At 71.7% G+C, this 24,096-nt stretch carries 17 protein-coding genes and 2 pseudogenes; 10 read left to right on the top strand and 9 right to left on the bottom strand.

Annotated features, from left to right (window positions below; all coding sequences use genetic code 11):
* Positions 1-529: 529 nt before the first annotated feature.
* A complete protein-coding gene (locus VM636_RS03310) occupies positions 530-1,747 on the top strand; it encodes an IS110 family transposase (protein WP_338483161.1) in 1,218 nt (405 codons plus the stop codon).
* Between the two features lie 384 nt (positions 1,748-2,131).
* Here the strand turns inward: VM636_RS03310 and VM636_RS03305 are convergent, their stop codons facing one another.
* From VM636_RS03305 to VM636_RS03285, 5 genes and pseudogenes are all read right to left on the bottom strand, one after another.
* Positions 2,132-5,044 carry a DUF5682 family protein gene (locus tag VM636_RS03305; RefSeq protein WP_053912916.1) on the bottom strand — a complete coding sequence of 971 codons (2,913 nt, stop codon included), beginning with the start codon at positions 5,042-5,044 and terminating at the stop codon, positions 2,132-2,134.
* Positions 5,041-6,165, bottom strand: coding sequence for an AAA family ATPase (locus VM636_RS03300; protein ID WP_030422318.1), 1,125 nt, complete (start codon positions 6,163-6,165; stop codon positions 5,041-5,043). The genes VM636_RS03305 and VM636_RS03300 overlap by 4 nt, the downstream gene beginning before the upstream one ends.
* 50 nt (positions 6,166-6,215) lie before the next feature.
* On the bottom strand, positions 6,216-7,724 hold the full coding sequence (locus VM636_RS03295; RefSeq protein ID WP_078962533.1) for a VWA domain-containing protein: 1,509 nt from the start codon (positions 7,722-7,724) through the stop codon (positions 6,216-6,218).
* Positions 7,721-9,120: pseudogene (locus tag VM636_RS03290) on the bottom strand (hypothetical protein). Before VM636_RS03290 ends, VM636_RS03295 begins: the two are co-directional and overlap by 4 nt.
* Positions 9,120-9,632, bottom strand: a complete 513-nt coding sequence (locus tag VM636_RS03285) for a hypothetical protein (protein ID WP_234340368.1) — start codon at positions 9,630-9,632, stop codon at positions 9,120-9,122. The pseudogene VM636_RS03290 and the gene VM636_RS03285 overlap by 1 nt, the downstream one beginning before the upstream one ends.
* A gap of 225 nt (positions 9,633-9,857) precedes the next feature.
* Here VM636_RS03285 and VM636_RS03280 point away from each other — a divergent pair, with 225 nt between their 5' ends.
* Positions 9,858-10,646, top strand: coding sequence for an SAM-dependent methyltransferase (locus tag VM636_RS03280; RefSeq protein ID WP_053912913.1), 789 nt, complete (start codon positions 9,858-9,860; stop codon positions 10,644-10,646).
* 204 nt (positions 10,647-10,850) lie between these two features.
* A pseudogene (locus VM636_RS03275) lies at positions 10,851-10,964 on the top strand (esterase family protein); the annotation flags it as partial.
* A gap of 147 nt (positions 10,965-11,111) precedes the next feature.
* Here the strand turns inward: VM636_RS03275 and VM636_RS03270 are convergent.
* Positions 11,112-11,672 carry a pyridoxamine 5'-phosphate oxidase family protein gene (locus VM636_RS03270; protein ID WP_078962531.1) on the bottom strand — a complete coding sequence of 187 codons (561 nt, stop codon included), beginning with the start codon at positions 11,670-11,672 and terminating at the stop codon, positions 11,112-11,114.
* 300 nt (positions 11,673-11,972) lie between these two features.
* Between VM636_RS03270 and VM636_RS03265 the strand changes: the two genes are divergently transcribed.
* Together VM636_RS03265 and VM636_RS03260 are read left to right on the top strand one after the other, a co-directional pair.
* Entirely contained in the window at positions 11,973-13,862 is a 1,890-nt protein-coding gene (locus tag VM636_RS03265) for a DUF2075 domain-containing protein (protein ID WP_053912912.1), read from the top strand.
* A gap of 198 nt (positions 13,863-14,060) precedes the next feature.
* Complete coding sequence (locus VM636_RS03260; protein WP_107091297.1) at positions 14,061-16,175, top strand: DUF2075 domain-containing protein; 2,115 nt, start codon at positions 14,061-14,063, stop codon at positions 16,173-16,175.
* Between the two features lie 55 nt (positions 16,176-16,230).
* On the opposite strand, the gene VM636_RS03255 is transcribed toward VM636_RS03260, so the two are convergent.
* From VM636_RS03255 to VM636_RS03245, 3 genes are all read right to left on the bottom strand, one after another.
* Entirely contained in the window at positions 16,231-16,359 is a 129-nt protein-coding gene (locus tag VM636_RS03255) for a DUF6408 family protein (protein WP_234340367.1), read from the bottom strand.
* A 144-nt stretch (positions 16,360-16,503) separates the two neighbouring features.
* The gene (locus VM636_RS03250; RefSeq protein ID WP_338483157.1) at positions 16,504-17,427 is read right to left on the bottom strand and encodes an IS3 family transposase; all 924 of its coding nucleotides are present in this window, start codon (positions 17,425-17,427) and stop codon (positions 16,504-16,506) included.
* Positions 17,424-17,732 carry a transposase gene (locus VM636_RS03245; protein ID WP_030423472.1) on the bottom strand — a complete coding sequence of 103 codons (309 nt, stop codon included), beginning with the start codon at positions 17,730-17,732 and terminating at the stop codon, positions 17,424-17,426. The genes VM636_RS03250 and VM636_RS03245 overlap by 4 nt, the downstream gene beginning before the upstream one ends.
* A gap of 457 nt (positions 17,733-18,189) precedes the next feature.
* Here VM636_RS03245 and VM636_RS03240 point away from each other — a divergent pair, with 457 nt between their 5' ends.
* From VM636_RS03240 to VM636_RS03220, 5 genes are all read left to right on the top strand, one after another.
* A complete protein-coding gene (locus VM636_RS03240; RefSeq protein ID WP_053912910.1) occupies positions 18,190-18,651 on the top strand; it encodes a hypothetical protein in 462 nt (153 codons plus the stop codon).
* A 10-nt stretch (positions 18,652-18,661) separates the two neighbouring features.
* Positions 18,662-20,485 carry an alpha/beta hydrolase gene (locus VM636_RS03235; RefSeq protein ID WP_053912909.1) on the top strand — a complete coding sequence of 608 codons (1,824 nt, stop codon included), beginning with the start codon at positions 18,662-18,664 and terminating at the stop codon, positions 20,483-20,485.
* 166 nt (positions 20,486-20,651) lie between these two features.
* On the top strand, positions 20,652-21,137 hold the full coding sequence (locus VM636_RS03230) for a hypothetical protein (protein WP_234340366.1): 486 nt from the start codon (positions 20,652-20,654) through the stop codon (positions 21,135-21,137).
* Positions 21,138-21,852: 715 nt separating this feature from the next.
* A complete protein-coding gene (locus tag VM636_RS03225; RefSeq protein ID WP_053912907.1) occupies positions 21,853-22,389 on the top strand; it encodes a GNAT family N-acetyltransferase in 537 nt (178 codons plus the stop codon).
* A gap of 200 nt (positions 22,390-22,589) precedes the next feature.
* The gene (locus VM636_RS03220; protein WP_030422309.1) at positions 22,590-24,095 is read left to right on the top strand and encodes an ABC transporter substrate-binding protein; all 1,506 of its coding nucleotides are present in this window, start codon (positions 22,590-22,592) and stop codon (positions 24,093-24,095) included.
* Position 24,096: the final 1 nt, after the last annotated feature.

The raw sequence follows: 24,096 nt of genomic DNA, 5'->3' as shown, positions 1-24,096 counted from the left end.
ACGCGGGAGTCCGTGTCCGCCCCGGGCACCACCCCTGAGCGGGGGGGGCACGGGCGGCGCCACCACGGCCTTCCCGCTCCGGCCCCGCCGAACGGCCCGGCGCCTGCCGCACCACCTTCTTCGACGACTTCACCCACGGCCGGGCCGGCGCGCGGACGCGGCTGCCGGTCGGGGACGGTCACTGCCCGCCTTCCGGCTGCCGGGCGGCGACGTCGACGACCCGGCCGTCTCCCGGCCGGCCGGAAGGCGAGACCGCCGGCATGGAGCCCCCGTTATGTTTTTCGCGGTCCTGCAAGAGGGCCGCTGGCCTCCGGGCCCGGCATGACTGTGTCCCCCTGTCGATCGGATGACCTGGGGGGTGGTGTCACCGGGCCCGGGAGGTGCCGTCGGAGACGCTGATCAGAGGTCCGGCCACCGTCCGGTCCGGCGCAATGCCGGGCAGCTCGCGGGCGGCAGGTCTGCATAACGTGGATGCGCGCGTACGACACCGAAGCCGAGGCCGGCACCGTCAACACCTTGGAAGGGTGCGATGTTCGACACCGAAGACGCGGGCGTGTTCCTCGGCCTGGACGTCGGCAAGAGTGCCCATCACGGCCACGGACTCACCCCGGCCGGCAAGAAGGTCTTCGACAAGCAGCTGCCCAACAGCGAACCGAAGCTGCGGGCCGTCTTCGACAAGCTGGCCGCGAAGTTCGGCACCGTGCTGGTGATCGTGGACCAGCCCGCCTCCATCGGCGCCCTGCCGCTCACCGTGGCCCGGGACGCGGGCTGCCAGGTCGCCTACCTGCCCGGACTGGCGATGCGCCGGATCGCCGACCTCTACCCGGGCGAGGCCAAGACCGACGCCAAGGACGCCGCCGTGATCGCGGACGCGGCCCGCACCATGCCGCACACTCTGCGCTCGCTCGAACTCACCGACGAGATCACCGCCGAGCTGACCGTGCTTGTCGGCTTCGACCAGGACCTCGCCGCTGAGGCCACCCGCACCAGCAACCGGATACGCGGCCTGCTCACCCAGTTCCACCCCAGCCTGGAACGCGTCCTGGGCCCCCGCCTCGACCACCAGGCCGTCACCTGGCTGCTCGAACGCCACGGCTCCCCGGCCGCCCTGCGCAAAGCCGGCCGCCGCAGACTCGTCGAGGCCATCCGGCCCAAGGCCCCGCGCATGGCCAAGCGGCTGATCGACGACGTCTTCGACGCCCTCGACGAGCAGACCGTCGTCGTCCCGGGCACCGGCACCCTCGATATCGTGATCCCCACCCTGGCCCGCTCGCTGGGAGCCGTCCACGAACAGCGCCGGGCCCTGGAAACCCAGATCAACGCCCTGCTGGAGGCGCACCCTCTTTCCCCGGTCCTGACGTCGATGCCCGGCGTCGGCGTCAGGACCGCCGCCGTCCTGCTGGTCACCGTCGGCGACGGCACCGGCTTCCCCACCGCCGCCCACCTCGCCTCCTACGCCGGCCTCGCCCCGGCCACGAGATCCTCGGGGACCTCGATCCACGGCGAGCACGCACCCCGAGGCGGAAACCGTCAGCTCAAGCGGGCCATGTTCCTCTCCGCCTTCGCCTGCATGAACGCCGATCCCGCCTCCCGCACCTACTACGACCGCCAGCGAGCCCGCGGCAAAACCCACACCCAGGCCCTTCTCCGGCTCGCCCGCCAACGCATCAGCGTCCTGTTCGCCATGCTCCGCGACGGCACCTTCTACGAACCCCGCGTCCCCAGGGACGTCGAACTCGCCGCATGACCCCGGCAAGCCAAACCATCCCAAACCAAACCTAGGCGCCTTGACGAAAGACATAGAGGCACCCCCGCACCAAGCCGGAGCCGACGCGCGGCGCCTGGGTCGTCGACCGGAACCAGTACGTGTACGTGCTCCTCGCCCCGGCCCTGGGAGTCGCCTACCCGGCCGGCTGGAACCCGCCACCAGCTCGTACGGGGGCTGCCGCAGGCCGGCGTGGACCGGATCGCGGGAAGGGGAGTGCAGGCCGAGGCCGACTGGGTCCGGGGGAAACAGAAGGGCCGCGGCCCTCCCGAAACTCCTGCCTCCTGCGGGATGTCGGGAGCGGGGGGTTCGGGGGCGAGGACGGCGGCCGGGCCGGGGTGGTTCCCCGGCCGGCCGGCCGCCCGGTCAGGCGTCCGCCAGCAGGGCGCCGACCGCCTCCGTCGTCCCGGGGTGCCGGGCGGTCAGCACCGCCCCCGCCGGGCCCGCGCCGGAGCCCGCCCAGCCGCCGTCGCAGCCCAGCAGTTCCGCGACGGCGTCGCAGGCGGCCGGATACCGGGCGGCCAGGGCGGCCCCCCGCGGCACCGCGCCCGCCGTGCCGGGGGCGGCCCAGCCGCCGTCGCAGCCCAGCAGTTCGGCCACCGCGTCGCATGCCGCCGGACGCGCCGCGAGCAGCGCCACCCCCCGGGGCCCGGACACGGCCCGGCCCGAGCCGGCGGGCACCGACGGCGCCCGCCACGGCGGCACCCAGGCGTCCAGCTCCTCCAGCCGGGCCGGGAAGATCCGCCCCGCCTCACGGATCAGCAGCGGCGCCAGCTCGGCCGCCCCCGACCGCAGCGTGGTGATCAGCAGCGGCAGCCACGGCAGCAGCACCGCGTCCGGCAGCCGGCCGAAGGCGTTCGACACCGCCTCCACCACCACGTCCGCCAGCCCCGGCACCGGCTCCAGGGCGTGCACGAACCCGCTGAGATAGCGAGGGTAGGCCGGGACGACCAGCGGATTGTCCAGCAGTTCCCCGCACCGCGCGCGCAGCTCCGCCCGGGACAACGTGCCGAGCTGCACCCGCGCCGCCCACAGCAGCGCCGTCTTCGCGGGCTCCTCCGGGTGCGACTGGGCCACCGACAGCTCCAGTTGGGCCCGGTCACAGCCCAGCGACAGCGCCAGCGACTCCATGCCGAACAGGAAGCCGAGCATCGCCGCGACCTGCCCCACCGTCGCGTCCTCGTCCCGGAACGCCGTCGGCAGCAGGGTGCAGTAGTGCGCGTACCCGGTCTTCACGAAGGACTCGATCCAGACCGGCAGCTCCGGCTCGTTGGTCCGGTAGTACGCGAGCAGGGCGCGCACCCGGCGCAGCACCTCCGGCGCCCCGTCGACACTGCGCTCGCCGGCCAGCACCTTCAGGGCGTGCGCGCCGAGTTCGTCGGCGAGACGGCCGCCGCGCAGGTACAGCACGGCGTCCTCCACGGCGGCCAGCACGGTCGCCGTCGTCGCCTGCGGCCCGTACGCGTCGCGCCGCAGCCGCTGCTCCAGGACCTGTTCGAGACTGACACCCTCGTAGCCCAGTTCGATCAGGGAACGCTGGTGGGTGCCGAGGGCCACGTCCCAGGACTCCTGGATCGACCGCTCGCCGAGCCGCCGCTCGCCCATGACGGGGCGGGCCGCGCCGTGCGGCAGGAGCCGGCGCAGCATCCACAGCACGTCGGAGCAGGACCGCAGCTCCGGCCGGGACACCATGTCGAGCAGGGCCCGCCGCACACCGCGCTGCTGGAGCCTGAGCCCCAGCGGCGCCAGCCGGTCGTGCACGTCCCGGGCGAGCGGCGGCAGGGCCTCGTAGCCCACCCGGCCGACGCGGTCGCCGCCCATCATGCTCTCGACCAGTCGCCGTACGTCCCGCCGCCCCGGCACCGCGTCCTTCTCGATGCAGGTGACCGCCGCGTCCTGGAAGTCGTACGGCGTCGGCTTCGCCCGGTCCCGCATCCCGGCGAGCAGGAGGGACGTCTCGAAGACCGCGATGGCGTCGGCGGTCGAGGCGAGGTAGCCGTTGCTCCGGGCCGCGCGGACGATGTCCACCGACCAGCCGAGCAGTTCGGCCTCGTCCAGCCCGTCCAGTACCGGCGGCCGGCGCAGGAACCCGGAGAGCCGGTCGGGGGCGGCCGGCGACCCGGCGCCGGCCGCGGGGGCGACCGGGGCGGCGGGGGCCGTCTTCTTCGCCGGTGCCCTCCTCTTCGTCCCGTCCTGGCCCGCCAGCCGGTACGGACGCACCCGGGTGCGCTTCAGGCTCTTCGTCCACTCCGCCGCGGCGATCGACACCGACCCGGCGGCCAGGCCGAACTGCGCCTCTATCGCCGCGTTGCTGGACGGGATCAGCCCGTACTGCCACGTCGTCCCCGTCCGCGGCGAGATCGAGAAGGCGCCGGCCGTGCCCGCCACGCCGAACTCCTCGACGCGGCTGGCCGCGTGGAACGCGCCGCACACGTACACACAGTCCGCCGGATCGGTCCCGGAGGCGGCCAGGTGCTCGCGCATCCGCGTCCACATGTACCGCTCGCGGTCCTCGTCGATCCGGACCCGGTCCCCGTCGCCGGGCGCGAGCCGCCGGAAGAGGCTGCCGATGAGGAACATGACCTGGCGGTACGTGTCGTGGTCGCTGCTGCCGAGCGGCACCTCCACGTACTGGTGCCACCACTCCGACCAGTGCCGCACCCTGCCGTGACGCAGCAGGTGCTCCTCCAGCTCGGCGAAGCGGGGCCTGAGGTCGCCGATCTCCACGCCGACCGCCTCGCCGTGCAGCGCCGCCTCCGCCTCGCCGGACTCGGCACGGCGCGGCTCCGGTTCGTGGCGCGGGTCCCACTGGAAGACGTGGTCGGCCGAGCGGTCGACGAGGACCAGCTCCACGCCGGGCGTGTCCAGGGCGTACGCGAGCGCCTGGTACTCGGCGGACGCCTCCGTGATCGGCGCGATCACCGACAGCGGCGCCCAGTCCGCGGGGAAGCCGTCGGTCTCCCCGGCGAACGCCTGCACCGCCACCGGCAGCCGGCAGTTGCGCAGCTCGGTCAGGAGCGGCGCCATGTCCTCGCACAGCTCCAGGTACACCACCTTCGGCTGCTTCTCGCGCAGCCGCCGGGCCATGGCGAGCGCGGAGGCGGGGGAGTGGTGGCAGACGGGGAAGATCTCCAGAGGCTCGCGCACCGCGCGGTCGACGTCGTCCACCATGCCGAGGAGGATGCCCTCCAGGGCGTCCGGCCCGCCGGCGAAGGCGGACGCCGCCTCCTGGAGCTGTCCGCGCAGCGCGTCGAACGCGCCGTCCCGGGAGCCGGTCACGACAGCGTGGCGATCGCGTCGCGGCCGCCCTCCAGGAACTCCGGCCAGGAGCCGCCCTCCTCCTTGCTGCGCGGCTCGACGACACCGTGCAGGTACTTGTTGAGGATGGCCAGGTCCTCCGGCTCGCGGCGGGTGAGCGAGCCGACCAGCGAGGCGGCCAGCGTACGGGCGCTCAGGGCGCGTTCGCCGAAGAAGTTGCCGTGCAGCACGGCGTCCTCCAGTACGCCGATCTGCTCGGCCGTCGACAGGGCCGACTCCAGCTTCTCGTCGTCGCTGCCGGCCGCGGCGGCCGAGGCACGCAGGTCGGCGAAGCTCTGGAGCAGCACGTCGAGCAGGGTCGGCGGCACGTCCAGCTCGATCGAGTGGCGGCGCAGCAGCTCCTCGGTGCGGAAGCGGACGATCTCCGCCTCGCTCTTCTTGTTCGTCACGACCGGGATGCGGACGAAGTTGAAGCGGCGCTTGAGCGCGGACGACAGGTCGTTGACGCCCCGGTCGCGGCTGTTGGCGGTGGCGATGACCGAGAACCCCGGCCTGGCGAAGACGATGTTGTCGTCACCCTCGCCGCCGCCCAGCTCGGGTACGGAGATGTACTTCTCGGACAGGATCGAGATGAGCGCGTCCTGCACGTCGCTGGTGGAGCGGGTCAGTTCCTCGAAGCGGCCGATGGCGCCCGCCTCCATCGCCGTCATGATCGGCGAGGGGATCATCGACTCCCGCGACTGCCCCTTGGCGATCACCATGGACACGTTCCAGGAGTACTTGACGTGATCCTCGGTCGTGCCGGCCGTGCCCTGCACCACGAGGGTCGAGTTGCGGCTGATCGCGGCGGCGAGCAGCTCGGCCAGCCAGCTCTTCCCGGTGCCGGGGTCGCCGATGAGCAGCAGACCGCGGTCGGAGGCGAGCGTGACGATCGACCGCTCGACGAAGCTCCGGTCGCCGAACCACTTCTGCGCGATCTCCCGGTCCAGCCCGTCGGCGCGCTCGGAGCCGAGGATGAACAGGCGCACCATCTTGGGGGACAGGCGCCAGGAGAAGGGCTTCGGGTTGTCGTCGATCGACTCCAGCCAGTCGAGCTCCTCCGCGTACTTGATCTCGGCGGGGGCACGCAGCAGGTCGGACATGAGAGGGCCTTTCCGTTCGCTGATCACCCGTCGGGGTGATCGGTGGGTGATCAGGTGAGAAACGACTTGAGTTCGTGCACGAGCTTCTTGATGTGGCCGGAGATCACCGGCGTGCCCTGGTCCTTGAACCGCTCCCGGAACCACGGGTTCACGCTGCCCCGCCCCGAGCTGGTCACCGAGCCGACCGGGATGAACTTCGCCCCCGAGCGGTGCACGGCGGCCATGGAGTCGAACAGCTCCTGGCCCCGCCACTCGTAGAAGTCGGAGATCCACACCACGACCGTGTTGCGCGGCTCGGCGATCTTCGGCTGGGCGAGGGCCATGGCGACCGTGCCGTCGGTGCCGCCGCCGAGCTTGGTGCGCAGCAGCGTCTCGAACGGGTCGTGCGCCCAGGGCGTGAGGTCCAGCGCCTGCGTGTCGTACGCGATCAGGTGCACGTCGACCTTGGGCAGGCCGGCGAAGATCGATGCCAGGATGGTGCAGTTGACCATGGAGTCGACCATCGAGCCCGACTGGTCCACGACCACGACGAGCCGCTGGGGCGTCGTCTTGCGGCTGGTGTGCCGGTAGTAGAGGCGGTCGACGTAGAGCCGTTCCTCCTCCGGGCTCCAGTTGGTGAGGTTCTTCCAGACGGTGCGGTCCAGGTCGAGGTTGCGGAAGACCCGCTTGGGCGGCACCGACCGGTCGATCTCGCCGACGGTGGCCTTCTCCACCTGGGTGCGCAGCACCGCGCCGACCTCGTCGACGTAGCGGCGGATGAGCGCCTTGGCGTTGGCGAGGGCGACGCCGGAGAGGTTGTCCTTGTCCCGCAGCAACTGCTCGATCAGGGACATGCTCGGCGTCAGCCGCGAGGCGAGCCGCGGATCGGCCAGCACCTCGCGCAGCCGCATGCGCCGGACCAGGTCGCCCTCGATGGCGCCCAGTTCCGGGCCGATCGCCGGGATCAGCCGGCCGAGGTCGGGCAGCGGACCGCCGACCCCAGTGCCGCTCGCGCCGGCGCCCCCGGCGGAGCCCGCCCGCCGTGCCCCGGTGCCCCGCAGCTCGCCGGGACGGCAGCCCAGCGCCCGCTCCAGCCGGCCCGCGTCCGCCTGCCAGCGGGCCAGTTGACCCGCGGTGACGGTGCCGGGCCGGGCGGCGAACACGTTGAGCAGGACCTTCGAGACCAGCGCCGCGCGCCGCACCTCGGCGGCCCGGTCGCGGTGACCGTCCGCATCCGGCTCGGGCGTCATCAGCCCGTCCAGCTCGTCGGCCAGCTCCGGGTGGCGCTGCACGACGGAGTCGACGGAGGCGTCCGGGTCGAGCAGCGCGGGCGGCAGGCCGATGTCCTCGACCACGGCGAGGCTCGCCGACTCCAGCGCGGCCTGCTCCTCGCCGTCGAAGAGCCGGGCCAGCAGCCGCCAGTAGAGCACCTGGCGCCGGTTGTCGTCGGGCTCGGGCACGGGGCCCGAGCCGCTGGGGGTCTGGGGGGCGGTGCCTGAGCTGGTGGGGGTCTCGGGCGCGGAGCCCGCCCCGTTCGGCGTCTCGGGCGGGTTACCCGCCCCGCTCGGCGTCTCGGTCATTTCCGCAGCAGCTTTCCGGCGCGCTCGCGCAGTACGGTGACGGCGTCGGTGGCGGCCTTCTCCGCCCGCGTCCCCGCCTTGTCGGCGGTGCCCCCGGCCCAGGCCCCGGCGTGGAGGGCCACGGGCTTCTTGCGCACCGTCCGCTCGACGGCCAGCGGCTGGAGGCGGAACTCCCCGGCGTCCCAGCGCAGCAGCCCGAGGCAGGCGGCGGACGCCGCGACCGCCTCCGGCGTGAGCGGACCCGCGGCCGGTACCCGGTCGGCGTCCACGGCCAGCCGCTCCCCGGCGACCAGGAACGCGAGCCCGTCCTCGTCCTCCCGGACCCCGTACCCCTCCAGCAGCACCGGTACGGCGATCCGCGCCGGATGCCGGTCCAACGGCGCCGTCACGTACCCGGCGGCGGCCGGCAACGCCACCCGGGCCGTGGCGAACGCGTCGGCACTCTCACCCGCCCGCGCCCGCGTGTCGTCCCACAGGAGGTCGCCCTCGGCGGTCACGGGCATGGCGTCCAGCTCCATGGCGCGGCCCTCGCCCAGGGCGCCCAGCAGCGACATGCGGGGACGCAGCACCTGCCACAGCCCGGCCCCGACGACCGAGTCTGGCTTCGGCGCGGACACCGAGGCCCGCACCAGCCGCGACGCGGTCCCGTCCGCCGGCTCGAACACCGCGTGCACCTGCGCCTGTACGGCGGTGGCGTGCTCCTGGACGTCGACGCCCAGGGGCAGCAGGCGGCCGCTCACCTCCGCGACGGGCGCGAGGCGGGCCGCCCCCGGCAGCGTCAGCAGCATTCCCCGCGTCCACAGGTCCGCCCAGCGGCGCACCGGGACACGCTCCAGGGTCGCCCCGGGGCAGGAGGCGGCCAGCTCGGCCGCGAACCCGTCGAGCAGCGTGGCCAGTCGGCGCAGCGCCGGGTCGGACAGCATCGCGGAGACGACGGGCGCGGCCCCGGCCACCGTCTCGTGGTCCATGCCCCGCCAGCCGACCCGTGCCAGATCGCAGAGCCAGCCCCGCGCGGCAAGGAGCAGGTTGCCCCCTGCGTCCCCTCGCCGCCGGTGACCGGACCGGCTGCCGGCCCCTCGGCGACCGGCCGGCCCACGGCCTCCGTCACGCGGGCGGACAGCGCGTCGTGGACGGACCCGAGCAGCGCCGTGCGGGCCCCGGCGAGGGCGACGAAGTGGTCCTCGCCCGCGGCCCCGGCGGCCGTCTTCTCGGCGGCCTCCGCGACCCGCGCGGCCAACGGCGACGCGGCGAGGGCGTCCGCGAGCCCGGTCAGCCCGGCGGCCTGCGCTGGCTGCGGACGCAGCAGCCCGCCCACGAGGGCGTCGTCGAAACCGTCCACCGCGGTGAGGGCCTCGTCCAGACCGTCGACGGTGTCGTGGAGCAGATCGGCACGCATCAGGCCACCGCCCCCGTCGTCGGGAACCAGTGCATCTCGGGCAACGGCGCGGTGACCGGCTCCAGTTCGAGGTAGGACAGGTGCCGCAGGAAGCGGCTGAACACCTGCGCCGCCGCCGACCGGTCGCCCGGCGCGGGCCGCGCCGCCGCCATCACCGACGTGAGCGACGCCGCGTCCGGCTCGCCGCCCTCCCCGCCGGCCGCCTCGGCCTTCAGGTACCGGGACACGCGCCCGCCCCCGTACTGCAGCACTGCCTCGCCGATCAGGGCCCGTATGTGGTTGCAGAACATGCCCCGGGCGCCGCCGCACGGACGGTTGTTGTTGGTGCTGCACGAGAAGGCGTACGTCCCGGCCTCGACGGAGGACACGTACACCCGCCCGATGTCCGACCCGCTGGACACCACCCCCTGCAAGCGCCCGTCGGCCAGCTCGACGAACGGAACCTTGGCCAGCTTCCGCGCCCGCGCGGGCGGCACCACCCGCACCCCGCTCGACCTCTCCCACCCCGACAAGACACACCACTCCCAAGCACACCGAAGGGGACGTTCCCGCCACTCCGGCGGAACGAGATCGAACTTATCGGCGACCACTGACATCGAGTTCCCGACGGCCCCCGGCCGGCCTGGATAGGCTGACGTGCGCCGGACCCGACACGCCGGGTCCGGCGGTTCCGCAGACGTGTTCCCGCGGCCGGCCGAGACCCGGTTGCCCGTGATTCCGCGCACGGAGGAGTGCTCGTGACCGCTGCCGGCGTACCCAGGCCCCCCATCGACACCCGCAGGCCCCACCCCGCACGCGTCTACGACTGGCTGCTCGGCGGGAAGGACAACTACCCCGTCGACCAGCAGGTCGGGGAGAGGCTCCCGGCGGAGGCGCGGGGCAACGCGGCCCGCAACCGGGCGTTCATGCACCGCGCCGCGGCCTGGCTGGCGAAGCACGGCGCCGACCAGTTCCTCGACATCGGCACCGGCATCCCCACCGAACCCAACCTGCACCAGGTCGTCCAGGCGATCTCGCCGGGCGCCCGCGTCGTCTACGTCGACAACGACCCGATCGTCCTGCGGCACGCGGAGGCGCTGCTGACCAGCAGCCCGCAGGGCGCCACCCACTTCCTCCACGCCGACGTGCGGGACCCCGAGGCGATCCTGGAACGCGCGGGCGCCTTCCTCGACCTGCGCAGGCCCGTCGCCCTGTCCCTGATCGCGCTCCTGCACTTCCTGCCCGACGAGGAGGACCCGCGGGCCATCGTGCGCACCCTGGTCGGGGCCCTGCCTTCCGGCAGCCACCTGCTCCTCTCCCACGGCACGGCCGACCAGCACCCCGAGCTGAGACACCAGACGGAGGCCGCCTACGAGAAGGGCGAGATCCCCCTGAGAATGCGCACCCGCGCCGAGGTCGAGCCCTTCTTCGAGGGCCTGGAACTCCTCCCCCCGGGCCTGGTGTTCGCCACCGAGTGGTACCAGGAGGCCCCGGCCCCCGCACGGGAACGCAGCGGCTTCTACGTGGGGGTGGCCCGGGTGCCCTGAGCCGGGGGACGTACGGGCCGTACGGGGGGCTGGGGCCTCGCGGAGAGGGGCGCGGATGGAGCGGTGCGCCCCGCGCACGCGGGCCGGTGCCGCCGCCGCGGGCCCGCCAGGCACACACGGCCGCCCCCGCTCCCGGAAGCGCCGTCGACCCCGTCACGAGGGGTCCCGACTCTCCTCCCGTGGCCTGTACGCGAAGCAAGCCCCGACGCCGAAGTCGTCGCCGTCCCCCGGGTCGCCGACCGGCTGGTCGACCCGTCGGTGCGGTTGACGGCCCCGGGCGGTCGCACGGTCGACGTCCGCCTCCTCACCCCGGGCGGCTGAACCCGGGCCCGGGAACCCACGGCTGGGTCTACGGGAGCGGGAACTGCACGCGTCCCCGCCCAGGCTGCCGCGGGCACTGGGCACGGAGGGCGACCGACCTCCCGCGGGGCCCGGGAGCGGCGTGCCAGGCGGCCGGCCGGTGGCTCAGAAGACCCACCGCGTGTGGCTGTAGACCCCGCCGTCCCGCCCGAACCCGTACGCGGTGGTCGGCGTCACGGCGAACAGCACGGCGTCGCCGTTCCGCATGGCGTCACCGATCCCGTGGAAGGTGCCGTCCGGGGACGTGATGTGCGCGCCGTACTTCGCCTCGTACGCCGCGATCGCTTCCTCCAGCACCACCGGGTCGCCGACCCGTTCCGCCTCGCCCTCGACGACCAGGTCGAACCCCTCGGTGAGTGAGTTCCCACCCGTGAGCAGCGAACAACGCGGATTGCCGGCCAGGTTCCGGGCCTTCTGCTCACCGGGTCCTGTGGAGAAGTACAGCACGCCGTCGTGCCACGCGGCGATCACCGGCGTGACGTGCGGCCGGCCGTCGCCACGCACGGTGACGACCCAGAAGATCTCGGCGCCCTCCAAGTGCCGAACGGCCTCCGGCCAGGGGGCGGCGGTGACGTCCGCGGCGCCCGGACGGGGACGGAACGCGGAACTGTAGCGGGCGTCGAGCTCACTCGTGGGCCGCTTCGCCGACGGTCGACGCATGGACATGGGGTACCTCCTCACTCTCGTCCCCCTAACGACCGCCGCCCGCCCCGGAAATCACCGGTACACCTGTTGGAGGCACCTGCCCCTCGCCCACGTCACCTCACGGAAGCGCTGCGGCGCGACCGCCCCCCGTGCCGAGGGCGTCCAGCGCGACGGACGGCTGGAGGGTGGGAAAGGCATCCTGAGAGGTAGTCTCGCCAGCACAGTCAACGCGGCCCGACGGGCTTCCGCTCCACCCCGGTGGAGTCTCGAAGGACATGCCCCCACCCGCACGAGTCACTTCGTGCTGCCTGGGGGAAGTTCTTGCTGTTCCGCGCGTCCGCGAAAACAGTCGCCGTCATGGCCCTCGACCGTTCGCTCTTCCTGCACCTCACCGACCAGTTCGTCCACATGCACGGCTACCGGCCCGGAACTTCGGAGGCGCGTTCGTGGGAGCGCAGTATCCCCGTCCTGGCCGCCGCGCTCAACGACGCGGGTCTGGGCGACGTGGAGGTCATGCTGGAGTACGCGCTGCCGCTGAACAGCAAGCGCGCCGACGTCGTGCTCGCAGGAGTGCACCCGTCCACCGGGGAGCCTTCCTACGTCGTGGTGGAACTGAAGCAGTGGAGCGATGCCCTGCCTCATGAGGACGATTCCACGCTGTGCCACGTCGAGCGCTACTCCCACCCGGTTCTCAACCCGATCGAGCAGGTGCGCCGCTACTGCGACTATCTGGTCAACTTCAACGGAGCGCTGGCCGGACACGGACATCGCGTCAACGGAGTGGCCTTCCTGCACAACGCCACCGAGTTGGGTGTCGCCGGGCTGCGGGAGATCGAACGCGACGACCGAGGACTGCTTTTCACGGGACAACGCCGTGGGGAATTCCTCGACCACCTCCGTGTGAAGCTGAGCGACAGGCATTCCGGCGCCCAGGCAGCGGACGAGCTGCTCTCCGGCGCCACGGTGCCCTCGAGGCAGTTGATGACCGTTGCCGCGCAGGAGGTGCGCGAACGACAGCAGTTCGTTCTCCTCGACGAGCAGCAAGTCGCCTATCGCATGGTGCTCAACGCGGTGGAGCGGGCCAAGCGGGCGGATCGAAAGGAGATCGTCGTCGTGACGGGCGGCCCGGGCACCGGCAAGAGCGTGATCGCTCTCCAACTGCTCGGCGAACTGTACCGGCGCGGAACGCCGGCCCTGCACGCCACAGGCTCCCAGTCGTTCACCAAGACGATGAGAAAGGTCGCCGGTTCGCGCAAGCGGGAGGTACAGGATCTCTTCAAGTACTTCAACAGCTTCATGACCGTCGAGAAGAACAGTCTGGACGTCCTGATCTGCGACGAGGCCCACCGTATCCGGGAGACGTCGGCCAACCGCTACACGCGTGCCGAACACCGCACCGGCAAGGCCCAGATCGACGAACTCATCGACGTCGCCCGCGTCCCCGTCTTCCTCCTCGACGAGCACCAGGTGGTGCGCCCCGGCGAGATGGGGACCGTAGCCGACATCAAGGAAGCCGCGGCCAAGCGTGACATCCCGTGTCACGTCGTTCCCCTGGACAGCCAGTTCCGCTGCGGAGGCAGTGACGCCTACCTGCGCTGGGTCGTCCGGCTCCTCGGCCTCGAACCCGGAGGGCCCGTCGTCTGGGAACCCGACGACCGCATGCAGTTGTTGGTCGCGGAAAGCCCTCAGGAGATGGAGGAGTTCCTCGAAGCACGCCGAGCCCAGGGGTACGGAGCCCGCATGTCCGCAGGCTACTGCTGGCGCTGGTCACCGGAGCCCAAGCCTGGCGACCCACTCCCTCCCGACGTGGTCATCGGCGACTGGGCCCGGCCCTGGAACCTGCGCGGCGACCGCTCCGTCTCCGGCGCACCGCCGGCCGCCCTGTGGGCGACCGACCCGGCAGGCTTCGGCCAGGTCGGCTGCGTCTACACCGCCCAGGGCTTCGAGTACGACTGGTCCGGCGTCATCCTCGGCCCCGACCTGCTGTGGCGCGGCGACCGCTGGGTCACGGACCGCACGGCGTCGAAGGACCCGGTCTTCAAGAAGGCGACGTCGGACGCAGACGTCGACCGGCTCATCCGCAACACCTACAAGGTGCTGCTGACCCGGGGCATGGTCGGCACGATGGTGTACTCCACCGACCCGGAGACACGGGAGAAACTGCGGGAACTGGCCGACGGACGGCTCGGTCGGCTGGCTGCCACTGTATGACAAGGGCGCGTCCTGGCCACGGGATACGTGATCCGGCATGATGGCGACGTCTCTCCCGGGGCACGGCTCCGTCTTCGTCCGCGGAACCGCCGGTCAGCCTAAGATCCCGAGTACCGATCGCGGCCCGACGGGCTTCCTCACGAGGACATGCCCCCACCCGCACGAGTCACTCGTGCTCTGGGGGATCACCTCGTGTCCATGCTCCTGCTGCGGCTGGCGGCGCAGGATCTGCTGACCTTGAATTCGAGGCGCCGCATGGTGCCGCACCTGGCCGCAAGATGGCGCCACTTCCGAGGTGCCGACGCCTCGTTGTCGGAACGGTCCGCGTGGGCCGAGAGCCTCGTACACCTGGCGGAGGACCTGGTCGCCGCGGGACGCGGAAACGTCGAGATGATCGTCGAGTGCGCGGCCACCCTCGACGAGGCCGACAGACCCGGCGACCCCAGGCTCATCGATGTCGTCCTCGTGGGCCATCATCCGGAGGAGAAGGGACTGTCCGTCCAACTGGTCGAGCTGAAGCGCTGGTCGACGGTGACCAGGGTGGAACGAGCAACCGCGGAACTGGTCCATGTACCGGGGATGGGCAGGAAGAAGCACCCCGCCCTGCAGTTGCGCGAGTACTACGAGGCGTTCACGGGTGGCCGGGGACCGCTGCGCGGGCTGGATTTCGCATGTGGTGGTTTCGCCTATCTGCACAACGCCACCGACGCCTCCGTCCGGCCCCTGGTCGGCCTGGACGCCCCGACCGGCGTCTACGCCGGTGTCTACACGAGCGACCGGCGGGAACAACTGATCTCCGACCTCCGCAGGCACTTCGCCGACGAAGGAGGCGCCTCCGCGGCGGAGATACTGCTGCAGAACATGGGCCTGAGGAATACGCCCCTGCTCGATGCCATGATCCGCTCCCGGGGAGAGGACACCGTGTTCACCCTGCGCGGCCGGCAGAAGGAGGTCGCCGACCAGATCCTGGACACGGCGGCCAAGGTGCTCCCGGATCCGCAGCGTCCCGCCCTCACGCCGGACGAGCGACGCGTGGTGTTCCTGGTCACTGGCGGTGCCGGTACGGGGAAGAGCGCCATCGGCCTTCAGGTCAAGGCGGAGCTCGAAGCAGGCGGCCACACGGTCCGGTACGCCAGCGGCAGCCGGGCCTTCAACGGCGCGATCCAGGAGCACGTCGGGTACGGGGACCGGGAGTTCAGGGAGAGTTTCACGTACTTCAGCAACTTCGTCACCCCGCCGGACCCGCCCCTGGACGTGCTGATCTGCGACGAGGCGCACCGCCTCCGCGAACGGTCGACCAACCGGTTCTGGAAACCCGAGGACCAGGGAACCAAGCCGCAGGTCGACGAGTTGCTGGACGCGTCCCGACTGACGGTGTTCTTCCTCGACGAGGGCCAGACCGTGCGTCCGCACGACGTCGGCACCGTCGAACTGATCGAGGACGCGGCGCGACGCCACGGCGCCACCCTTGTCCGGTACGGCCTCCGGGAGCAGTTCCGCTGCGGTGGCAGCGACGCCTACATCCGCTGGGTGCGTGCCGTACTCGGGGTGTCGGACGAGGAGGCGCCCGAGCCGTGGACGCCGGACGGTCTGATGCACGTCGAGGTGGCGGACAGCCCGGAGGAACTCGAACGGATCATCCGGACCGAAGCGCACGCCGGAGCGTCCGCCCGCCTGGTCGCCGGGTACTGCTGGCCGTGGACCAAACCCGTCGGCAAGGAGCGGCGGCTGGAGGCCGACGTGCGGATCGGCTCCTGGCACAGGCCCTGGAACGCGGACAGCGACGCCTTCTGCGAGGACGGTGCGCCGCCGAGCAGGATCTGGTCCGTGCACGAGAAAGGGCTTGATCAGATCGGCTGCGTGTACACGGCGCAGGGCCTCGAGTGGGACTGGTGCGGCGTGATCATGGGTGAGGACATGGTGCGCCGGGACGGCCGGTGGGTGTTCCGGCGGGGCAAGGAGCGGAAGGATCCGGACACAGGCGTCAAGCGGGTGGCCGTTCCGGGTTCGTTCGACCCCAAAGTCAGAGCCGGCAGCGTCGACGACCATGAGTTCGCCCGGTTGGTCCGTCATGCCTACCACGTGCTGATGACCCGAGCGAGCAGGGCGACGGTGCTCTACTCCACGGATGAGGAGACTCGAAGCTACTTGAAGGACATGGTGGGCGAGGTCCAGGCCCATGGGCTCCGCCCCACCTGGGAGAACCTGCCGGAAGTGGCACGGATAGTACATCTGCCCAGGCCACGCCGGGGCAGGCGCCGCAGGGGGCGCCAGAGCACGGGCCCGCAGTCGCCCGACGCCTACCTCTTCTGAGGCGTACCACCTGCATGTGGAGTGGCGGGCTCTCCGGGCCCGCCACAAGCCTGCGTCAGAAGAGCAGGCGCGCTGCCGCCGCCAGGGCCAGCACCACGAGCTGGGTGACGACACCCGCGGCGACGTCGACCAGGATCTCGCGAAGCCGGTGACGACGTGCAGGCTTGTACTCGACGGGGTTCATGGATGTCCACTCCTTGGCGTGACCTGGGAATGGCGGGACCGCCCTTCCGGGCATCCGCAGTCACGCCGCGTACGAAACGCAGCGGAAACCACTCGCCTGTCACGGCCGCGAACTGAGGTTCCCCCGTTGCTCGGGAGGGGCTGATCAGCTGGTCAGAGCGGGTTGGCGGGGTTTCAGGTTCGCTCGTTCGGACGCTGCCTGCTCGGCGTAGTGCTTCTCTTCGAACTCGACGGGGCTGAGGTAGCCGAGGCGTTTCTGGATGCGCCGACTGTTGTAGAACCCGTCGATGTACTCGAAGAGCGCGAGGTTCGCCTCGGCCCGGGTGGCGAAGGTGCGGCCGCGGAGGCCCTCGGTCTTGATGAGCATCCAGAGGTTCTCCGCGAGGGCGTTGTCGTACGAGTCCCCGACGGAGCCCATGGATGCCTCAATTCCTGCCCGCACCAAGCGTGTTGTGAGCTTCACGGACGTGTACTGACAGCCGTGGTCCGCATGGTGAATCAGCTGGCCGGGTTCGACCTCCCGGGACGCGAGGGCGTACTCGAGGGTGGCCAGCACGAGGTCGGCGTCCGCGTGGGCGGAGGCCTCCCAGGCCACCACCCGGCGGGAGAACGCGTCCCTGATCGCCGACAGCCACAAGGGCCCCTCAAGGGTCGAGATCATGGTGAGGTCGGTGACCCACAGCCGGTTCGGCCTGTCGGCGGTGAAGTCGCGCCTGACCAAATCCGGGGCGAGGTCGGCGTCCCGGTCGCGGCGGGTGAAGCCCTTGCCCGTCCGGCGGGGACTGATCCCGGCGAGGCCGGCTTCGCGCATGAGCCGTTCAACTCGTTTGCGGCCGACGTGGACGCCTTCGCGTTTCAGGACAGCGTGCACGCGGGGCGAGCCGTAGATTCCGCCGGAGTCGGTGTGGATCTGCTGGATCTGCCTGGTCAGCTCGGTGTCCCGGCGGTGCCGTTCGCACGGCTCCTTCTTCGCCCGGCGCCAGCGGTAGTAGGTGGAGGAGGGGATGTGCAGTTCCCGGAGGGTGGGCTCGATCTCCAGGTTCTCGTGCTCGTCGAGGAGCGCGGTCACCTGGGCCGGGTCGGGTCGAGCTGTGCCGCGAAAAAAGCCGAGGCCGTCCGCAGGATCTCGTTCGACCGCTTGAGCTGGGTGTTCTCCTTGCGCAGCGCGGTCAGCTCGGCGCGTTCGTCGCTGGTGAGCAGGTCGTCGCGTTCGCCGGCGTCGGCCTCGGCCTGGCGGATCCAGCCGCGCAGGGCCTCGTGATGGACACCGAGTTCCTCGGCCATGCGGCGGATCACGGGCTTCGGCTCCGCGGTGCGGTACATCCGCACCGCGCGCTCACGCAACTCCAGTGGGTATTTCCTCGGGGCAGGCATCAGCAGGGCTCCTCTCTGTGAGTCCTACCTGACCTGCTGTCACCATTCTCCGCATCTCGGGGGAACCTCAAACCGGCACCTGAACACTGCCGACGTACCCTCCGGGAAGGTGCGCAGCGGGAGCAACGGTAGTGGATCACCGATGCGCGCGTACGTTTTTCAGCCATCGCGGGGGATGCCGTTCGTGAGCGGCCCCTGGCCCGGCCGCGCCGGGCGGGAGCCCGACGGCCGAACAGGAGGGCGCGTGCGCGCCAGGTGCCGGCGTCGTGTCACGACTCGTCGTGTTCCCCGCGTCGTTGATGAGGGGAGCGAGAAGCGAGGCGACTTGTCTGCCGTGGCCCGCGTCATCTCAGGATCGCTCACACCGGCCGCTCCGTATCGCTATCCTCGCTGAGCGTGACGAAGTCGGGTGGCGTGTTTCCGGGCGGGTCCCGGACCGTGGGGGAGGAGACCGCGCATGGCGTGGGACGAGTGGGACGAGTTGAAGCGCGACGCCGTCCAGCGGCACACGAGCGGGATGCGACTCGATCAGTACCCCGCGGATGCCGGGTCCGGGCCGTCGGTCAACGGTGTCACCGGCGGTGTGAAGTCCACTCGCCTGGCCTGGAACACAGCGGGTGAGGGCGTCGGCGGACTCACGGAGGAGACCGGTAAGGCCCTGAAACGGTTGCGCGACGGACAGCAGGGACTCGGCGACGCCTCGGGGTGTCTGTCCGCCGGCGCGCAGAAGGACGTGTACGACTCCTGGGTACGGTACGTCGAGGCCGTCGGCGAGCGCTGCGCCAGTGTCCAAGAGGTCTTCGAACAGGTGGGGCACGACCTTCTGAAGACCGACGAATCCGTTGAGGCGGCCCTTGCCGCGATCACCCTCAGATACGCCGACACTCCCGCCGTCGGCGGTCAGGGCGCCGGACGGTGAGGGGAAAGCCGTGAATCTTGCGACTCTGAAGAGGCTGAAGCCGTCCGAGTTCGAGGAAGCCGCCCACGGATACCGTGCGACCAGTGACATGGCCAACGAGGCGAAGGATCACCTCGACCGTGTGGTCGCCGCAGGCATGCGCAAGTCCCTGAGGGGAGAGGCACTCGAGGCGGCGCTCGGCGAGTTGAAGAACCTCGCGGCCAACTTCCACTACGTACAGATCGAATGCGGTCTGGTGGGCACGGCGCTCGGCGGATTCGCCCACGATGTGGGTGCCGCCCGGAGGAAACTCCTCTCCGCGCTCGACGACGCGGACGCGATGAGATTCACCGTCGACGCGGACGGTGGCGTCACCTATCCCGACGTCCCGGCGGGTGGTGACGAGGAGAAGCCCGCCAGAGGCGGCACCGTCGGTGGTTCGTCCGACCGGACGGCCCGGGCCCTGGCTCGTCAGGCAGCGGGGTTCGACCCCAACCCGCACCACGCGAAGGCCCTGGCCATCGCGGACCGAATCGCCGACGCGCTCAGGCAGGCGGCAGAGGCCGATGCCAAGTGGGAGCCGAGGATCACGGCGTTGACCGCCGACGATGACCTCACTGTGTCGGACCGGGACCTCGAGGACGCCCAATCGGACATGACCGGGGTCCGGGAGGCGGCTCAGGGGTACCTGGACTCCATCGGTGGTCCGCCGGAAGGCGGCGACGCCCAGGGCAACTCCGCGTGGTGGGAGGGGCTGAGTCCGGAGGAACGAGCGGCCTACCTGTCCCTCCACCCCGACGTGGTGGGACGACTGGACGGTCTTCCGTCCGAGGTCCGCGACGAGGCCAACCGCGTCGTGCTGGACGAGAAGCAAGCCGAGTTCCGGCTGCGGCTCGACTCCCTCCCCTCCCCGCCTGCGAACGAGTGGACGTGGATCACCGCGGGCGGGTACCCCGCCAAGGTGCACACCGATGCCTGGATGGAATGGGACAGGACCTACGGTGACGAGTACCGGCACCTGAAATCGTCCCTCAAGGGCATGAAGGACATCCAGGAGCGTTTCGACCGGACCGGTGAGGACGGACTGCCCGAGGCATACCTTCTCGGTTTCGACCCCCAGGGGAACGGCCGGGCCGTCATCGCCAACGGCAACCCGGACACCGCCCGGCACCAGGCGGTTTACGTTCCCGGTACCGGGTCGAACCTCGGGACGGTCGGCGGCGACATCGAGCGGATGACCCAATTGTGGCGGCAGACCCAGAAGGCAACGCCGGACGCGTCCGTGTCGACCATCACCTGGCTCGGTTACGACGCCCCACAGGATGTCGTCAGGGATGCGCCCTTCGAGCACTACGCGTACGACGGGGCCCCGGCCTACCGGCGGTTCATGGAGGGACTGGAGGTCTCCCACAGCGGGCCCGGCGAGCCGCACCGCACCGCCATCGGCCATTCGTACGGGACCACCGTCATCGGGGCGGCCGCCCAGACCGGTCACCTCGACGCGGATGACGTGATCCTCGCGGGAAGCCCGGGGGTGAAGGTCGGTTCGGCCGAGGAGATGGACGTCCCCCGGGGTCACGTGTGGAACGCGGAGGCGGAGGGGGACGTGGTCCCGGACATCGGCCGTTGGGGCCATGGCGGGAGCCAGTGGAAGTTGGGCGGCGGGGTGTTCATCGTTCCCAGCGACGAGGTCTTCGGCGCACGGCAGGTGAACACCGGCGCCGAGGGCAGCGGTCCTACGGCCACCGCCGCGGCGGAGGGGCACAGCGAGTACTGGAACCGAGGTACGACGGCATTGAAGAACCAGGCCCTGGTCGTGGTCGGCGAGTACGGTGACGTCACCGCTCCCCGGTGATGGGGCCCCGCCGGCGCGCACAGCCGCCCTCCGGACCGATCCCAGCCTGCCGAACCACCGCTTAGGACCCCGCATGCTCAGCGACTCGTTCCTCGGCTTCCGGCGTCGCCCCGGTGGCGCCGTGCCCAGCCTCGTACTGACCGCCCTTCTCCTCAGTGGATGTGCGATGACGGATGACGACAGCACCAAGTTCCCGGTCGGCGGGGCCTCCGGGGTGCCCGAGGCCGGTACCGCCACGACCGACGACGCGGTCGACTCGGTACGGGACGTCTCGGGACGCATCGCCGAGTTCATCGGGGTGCCTGGCAAGATGTCCGAGCCCGGACCGGGGGTCAAGGAGTGTCCAGGGCGAGACCCCGACACGTATTTCCAGGTCTACCACCCGTGGAACTTCAAGCCGGACTCCGGCGGCGACATCGACGTGGCCATGGAGAACCTGAAGGAGAAGCTGAACACGGACGGCTGGGTGATCAAGCAGTCCTACCGCGACAACAGCGCGAACCGGAACCTCAACCTCGTCGCCGACGACGACTACCGGAAGATGAGCGTCTGGGTCGTCGCGTACGGCGAGCGGGCCACCCCGAGTCTCGGTGTCGAGGTCATCTCCGGCTGTTACCGCGCCCCGGAGGGGGAAACCGTCCGGCATTCGTGACGGTTCGCCCTTCGGGCTCGGTGGCAGCCGGACGTGGCGTTGCGGGCCAGACCCGGCGCCGCGTCCCCGGCGCACCGGTCGATGCAGACGCTGACCTTCCTCAGGGTGATGGCAGGGTGGGGGAGTGGGGTCGTTGACACTCGGGGTGTCCCAGGTTGCCGCGCGCGATGCTTCCTGGGGAATGTCCGGGTATCCCGGAAGCGGCTTCCCATCGGCCCGGTCTTCTTCCGCTGTGGGCGGCGGAGGCGGTGCTCGCCGTTCTCGGGTCCCGGGAGACGGTGCCGGCCCTCTGTCGGTGCGGGCCGGGTCGCGCCGCCCCGGCCGGGGGCGCCGTTGTCCTCCTCGGGGGCCGGGCCCCGCAGTGCGTGTCCGGGCCGCTCACCATCGTCGAGCCCGCGCACGGGGCCCGGCGGCGGGCGGACGTGTCCGTCGAGGGGGCGGTGCGTCGGCCTCCGGGGTTCCCTGGCCGGCGCCTTCGGCGCGCTCCTCGTGTGAGACGGGAACGTGGCGCCCGACGCCCTTGCCGGGGGCCCGCGTACGGCCGTGGTGGCCGAGGGTGACCATCATCCTGTCCGCCGGGCATCAGTGGGCCCGGAGGCCGCCTCGGCGTCCGGTCGGCGTTTCCGCCGGACACCCCCACCGCAGACCGTCCGCCGGACACCCCGGTGCCAAGGGGGTCGATCGACGTAAACGGCTTAATGCATATGATGTGCAAGTGCGCACTGCTGACTACACCCTCCGCGCCGCAGGCCCCGCCGATCTGGACGGGGCGCGTGCCGTCATGCTCGACACCGTCTACCGGGACTTCGGGACCGGGTACGTGCCCCGGTGGCACAGGGACGTCATCGATCTGCACGGCGCGTACGTGCGGCCGGAGCGGCACACGCTGATCGTCGCCGTCGACGGGGGCGGCGAGGTCGTCGCCACCGGGGCGCTGGACTCGCGCGGGCCCGCGCATCCGCCGAACCCGGCCCGCGTCGCCGAGCGCTACCCCTCCGGCGAGACCGCGCAGTTGCGCCGGGTGTACGTGCGGCCCGAGCACCGGCGGCGCGGGCTGGCGCGGCGACTCGTCGAGGAGTTGCTGGAGTTCGCCGCCGCCGACGGTGGGTACAGGTCCGTGTATCTGCACACCGATCCCGCCGTGACCGGCGCCGAGCCCTTCTGGAGGTCCCTCGCCAAGGTCGTGCACGACGAGCGCGAGGACCCGGGCGGCGGCCAGGGCGTCGTGCACTTCGAGGTGCCCTTCGGGTGAGCGGCGCGGAGTCCGTCCCGACAGCAGTAGTGGGAACGGTTTTCATGTAGAGTCCTGTTCGGCCGTTCGTGTCGCCCCACGCGACCGGGGCCGGTCCCGTCCCGCCGAGCACGCCCCGCACGCCGTCACCCGGTCCGCCACCCACCCGCTCCGCCCCTCCCGCACCTGCCTGCCACCGCCCCCGACCCGATCCGAGGATCATGCGTTCGCCTCTCCGCCCCCGGCTGCTCGCCCCGCTTCTCCTGCTGCCGCTCATAGCCGGCTGTTTCGCCTCCGGTGGTGGTGAGGCGTCGGGATCCGGCGACGGGGGCGACGGCGGGGCCCGGCTGCGGGTCGCGCTGGCCTTCCCGCCCGCCGAGAACCTGTCGCCCTACGGCGCCGACGCCACCCTCCTCAGCCGGCTCGGCGTCACCGAGGGCCTCACCGCGCTCGACGCCAACGGTGCCGCCGCCCCCGCGCTCGCCGAGTCCTGGCGGCGCGAGAACGACCGCACCTGGACCTTCACCCTGCGCGAGGCCACCTTCCAGGACGGCGGCGACGTGACCCCCGCCGCCGTCGCGGGCTCCCTCACCCGGGCCGGCACCGCCAAGCCCGCGCCCGCCGCCCTCGCCGGCGTCGCCCTCACCGCGCGGGCCGACGGCGACCGCGTGGTCCGCATCACCACCGACGAGCCCGACCCCGTCCTGCCGCTGCGGCTGTCCAGCCCCGGCCTCGCCGTGCTCTCCGAGAAGGCGTACGGCAAGGGCGGGCGGGTCGACCCGGTCGGCACCGCCACCGGGCCCTTCGAGCTGACCAAGGTGAACGGGGCCACCTCCGCCTCCCTCGACCGGTTCGACGACTACTGGGGCGGACGCGCCCAGGCCGCCGGCGTCGACGCCCGTTTCATCGCCGACGGCACCGCCCGCGCCAACGCCCTGCGCACCGGCGAACTCGACATCGCCGAGGCCGTCCCGGTCGCCCAGGCCGCGACCCTCGACAAGGACACCCGGCGCGACACCGCCACCACCCGCACCACCAGCCTCCTCCTCAACGCCTCCTCCGGCCCGCTCAAGGACGCCGGTCTGCGCGCCGCCGCCCGTGCCGCGCTGGACACCTCCGTCTTCGCCAAGGACGTGTACGAGGGGTACGCCGACCCGGGCGCCGGCATCTACGGACCCGCCGTGAGCTGGGCCGAGGGCAAGCGGAAGGCCCCCGTCGGACGGGCCGCGGCGAAGAAGCCCGGCGGCGCGTCGATCACGCTGGCCACCTACGACAACCGGCCCGAACTGCCCGAGGCCGCCCAGGTGGTCAAGGCCCAACTGGAGAAGGCCGGCTTCACGGTGAAGCTCACCGTCCGCGAGTACAGCCGGCTGGAGAGCGACGCCCTGGACGGGAAGTTCGACGCCTTCGTCCTCGCCCGCAACACCCTCCTCGACACCGGCGACCCGGTGGGCATCCTCGCCGCCGACTACACCTGCGATGGCGGCTACAACATCGCCCGGCTCTGCGACGAGGACGTCGACCGGGCCGTCGCCGAGGCCGAGAAGACCGCCGACACCGAGAAGCGGCAGGCCGCCGCCATGGCCGCCGAGGCCCGCATCCTCGGCTCCGACGCGGTCGTGCCCCTGGTGCACCAGCGGATCATCACCGGCGTCGCCCCCTCCGTCCAGGGCGTCCTGCTCGACCCGTACGAGCGCGCCCTCGTCGGCACCGGCACCCGGCGCTGAC

The sequence above is a fragment of the Streptomyces sp. SCSIO 75703 genome (assembly GCF_036607905.1).
Lineage (GTDB): Bacteria > Actinomycetota > Actinomycetes > Streptomycetales > Streptomycetaceae > Streptomyces.
Note: the sequence above shows the minus strand (reverse complement) of the source record. Positions and strands in the feature narration are given on the sequence as shown.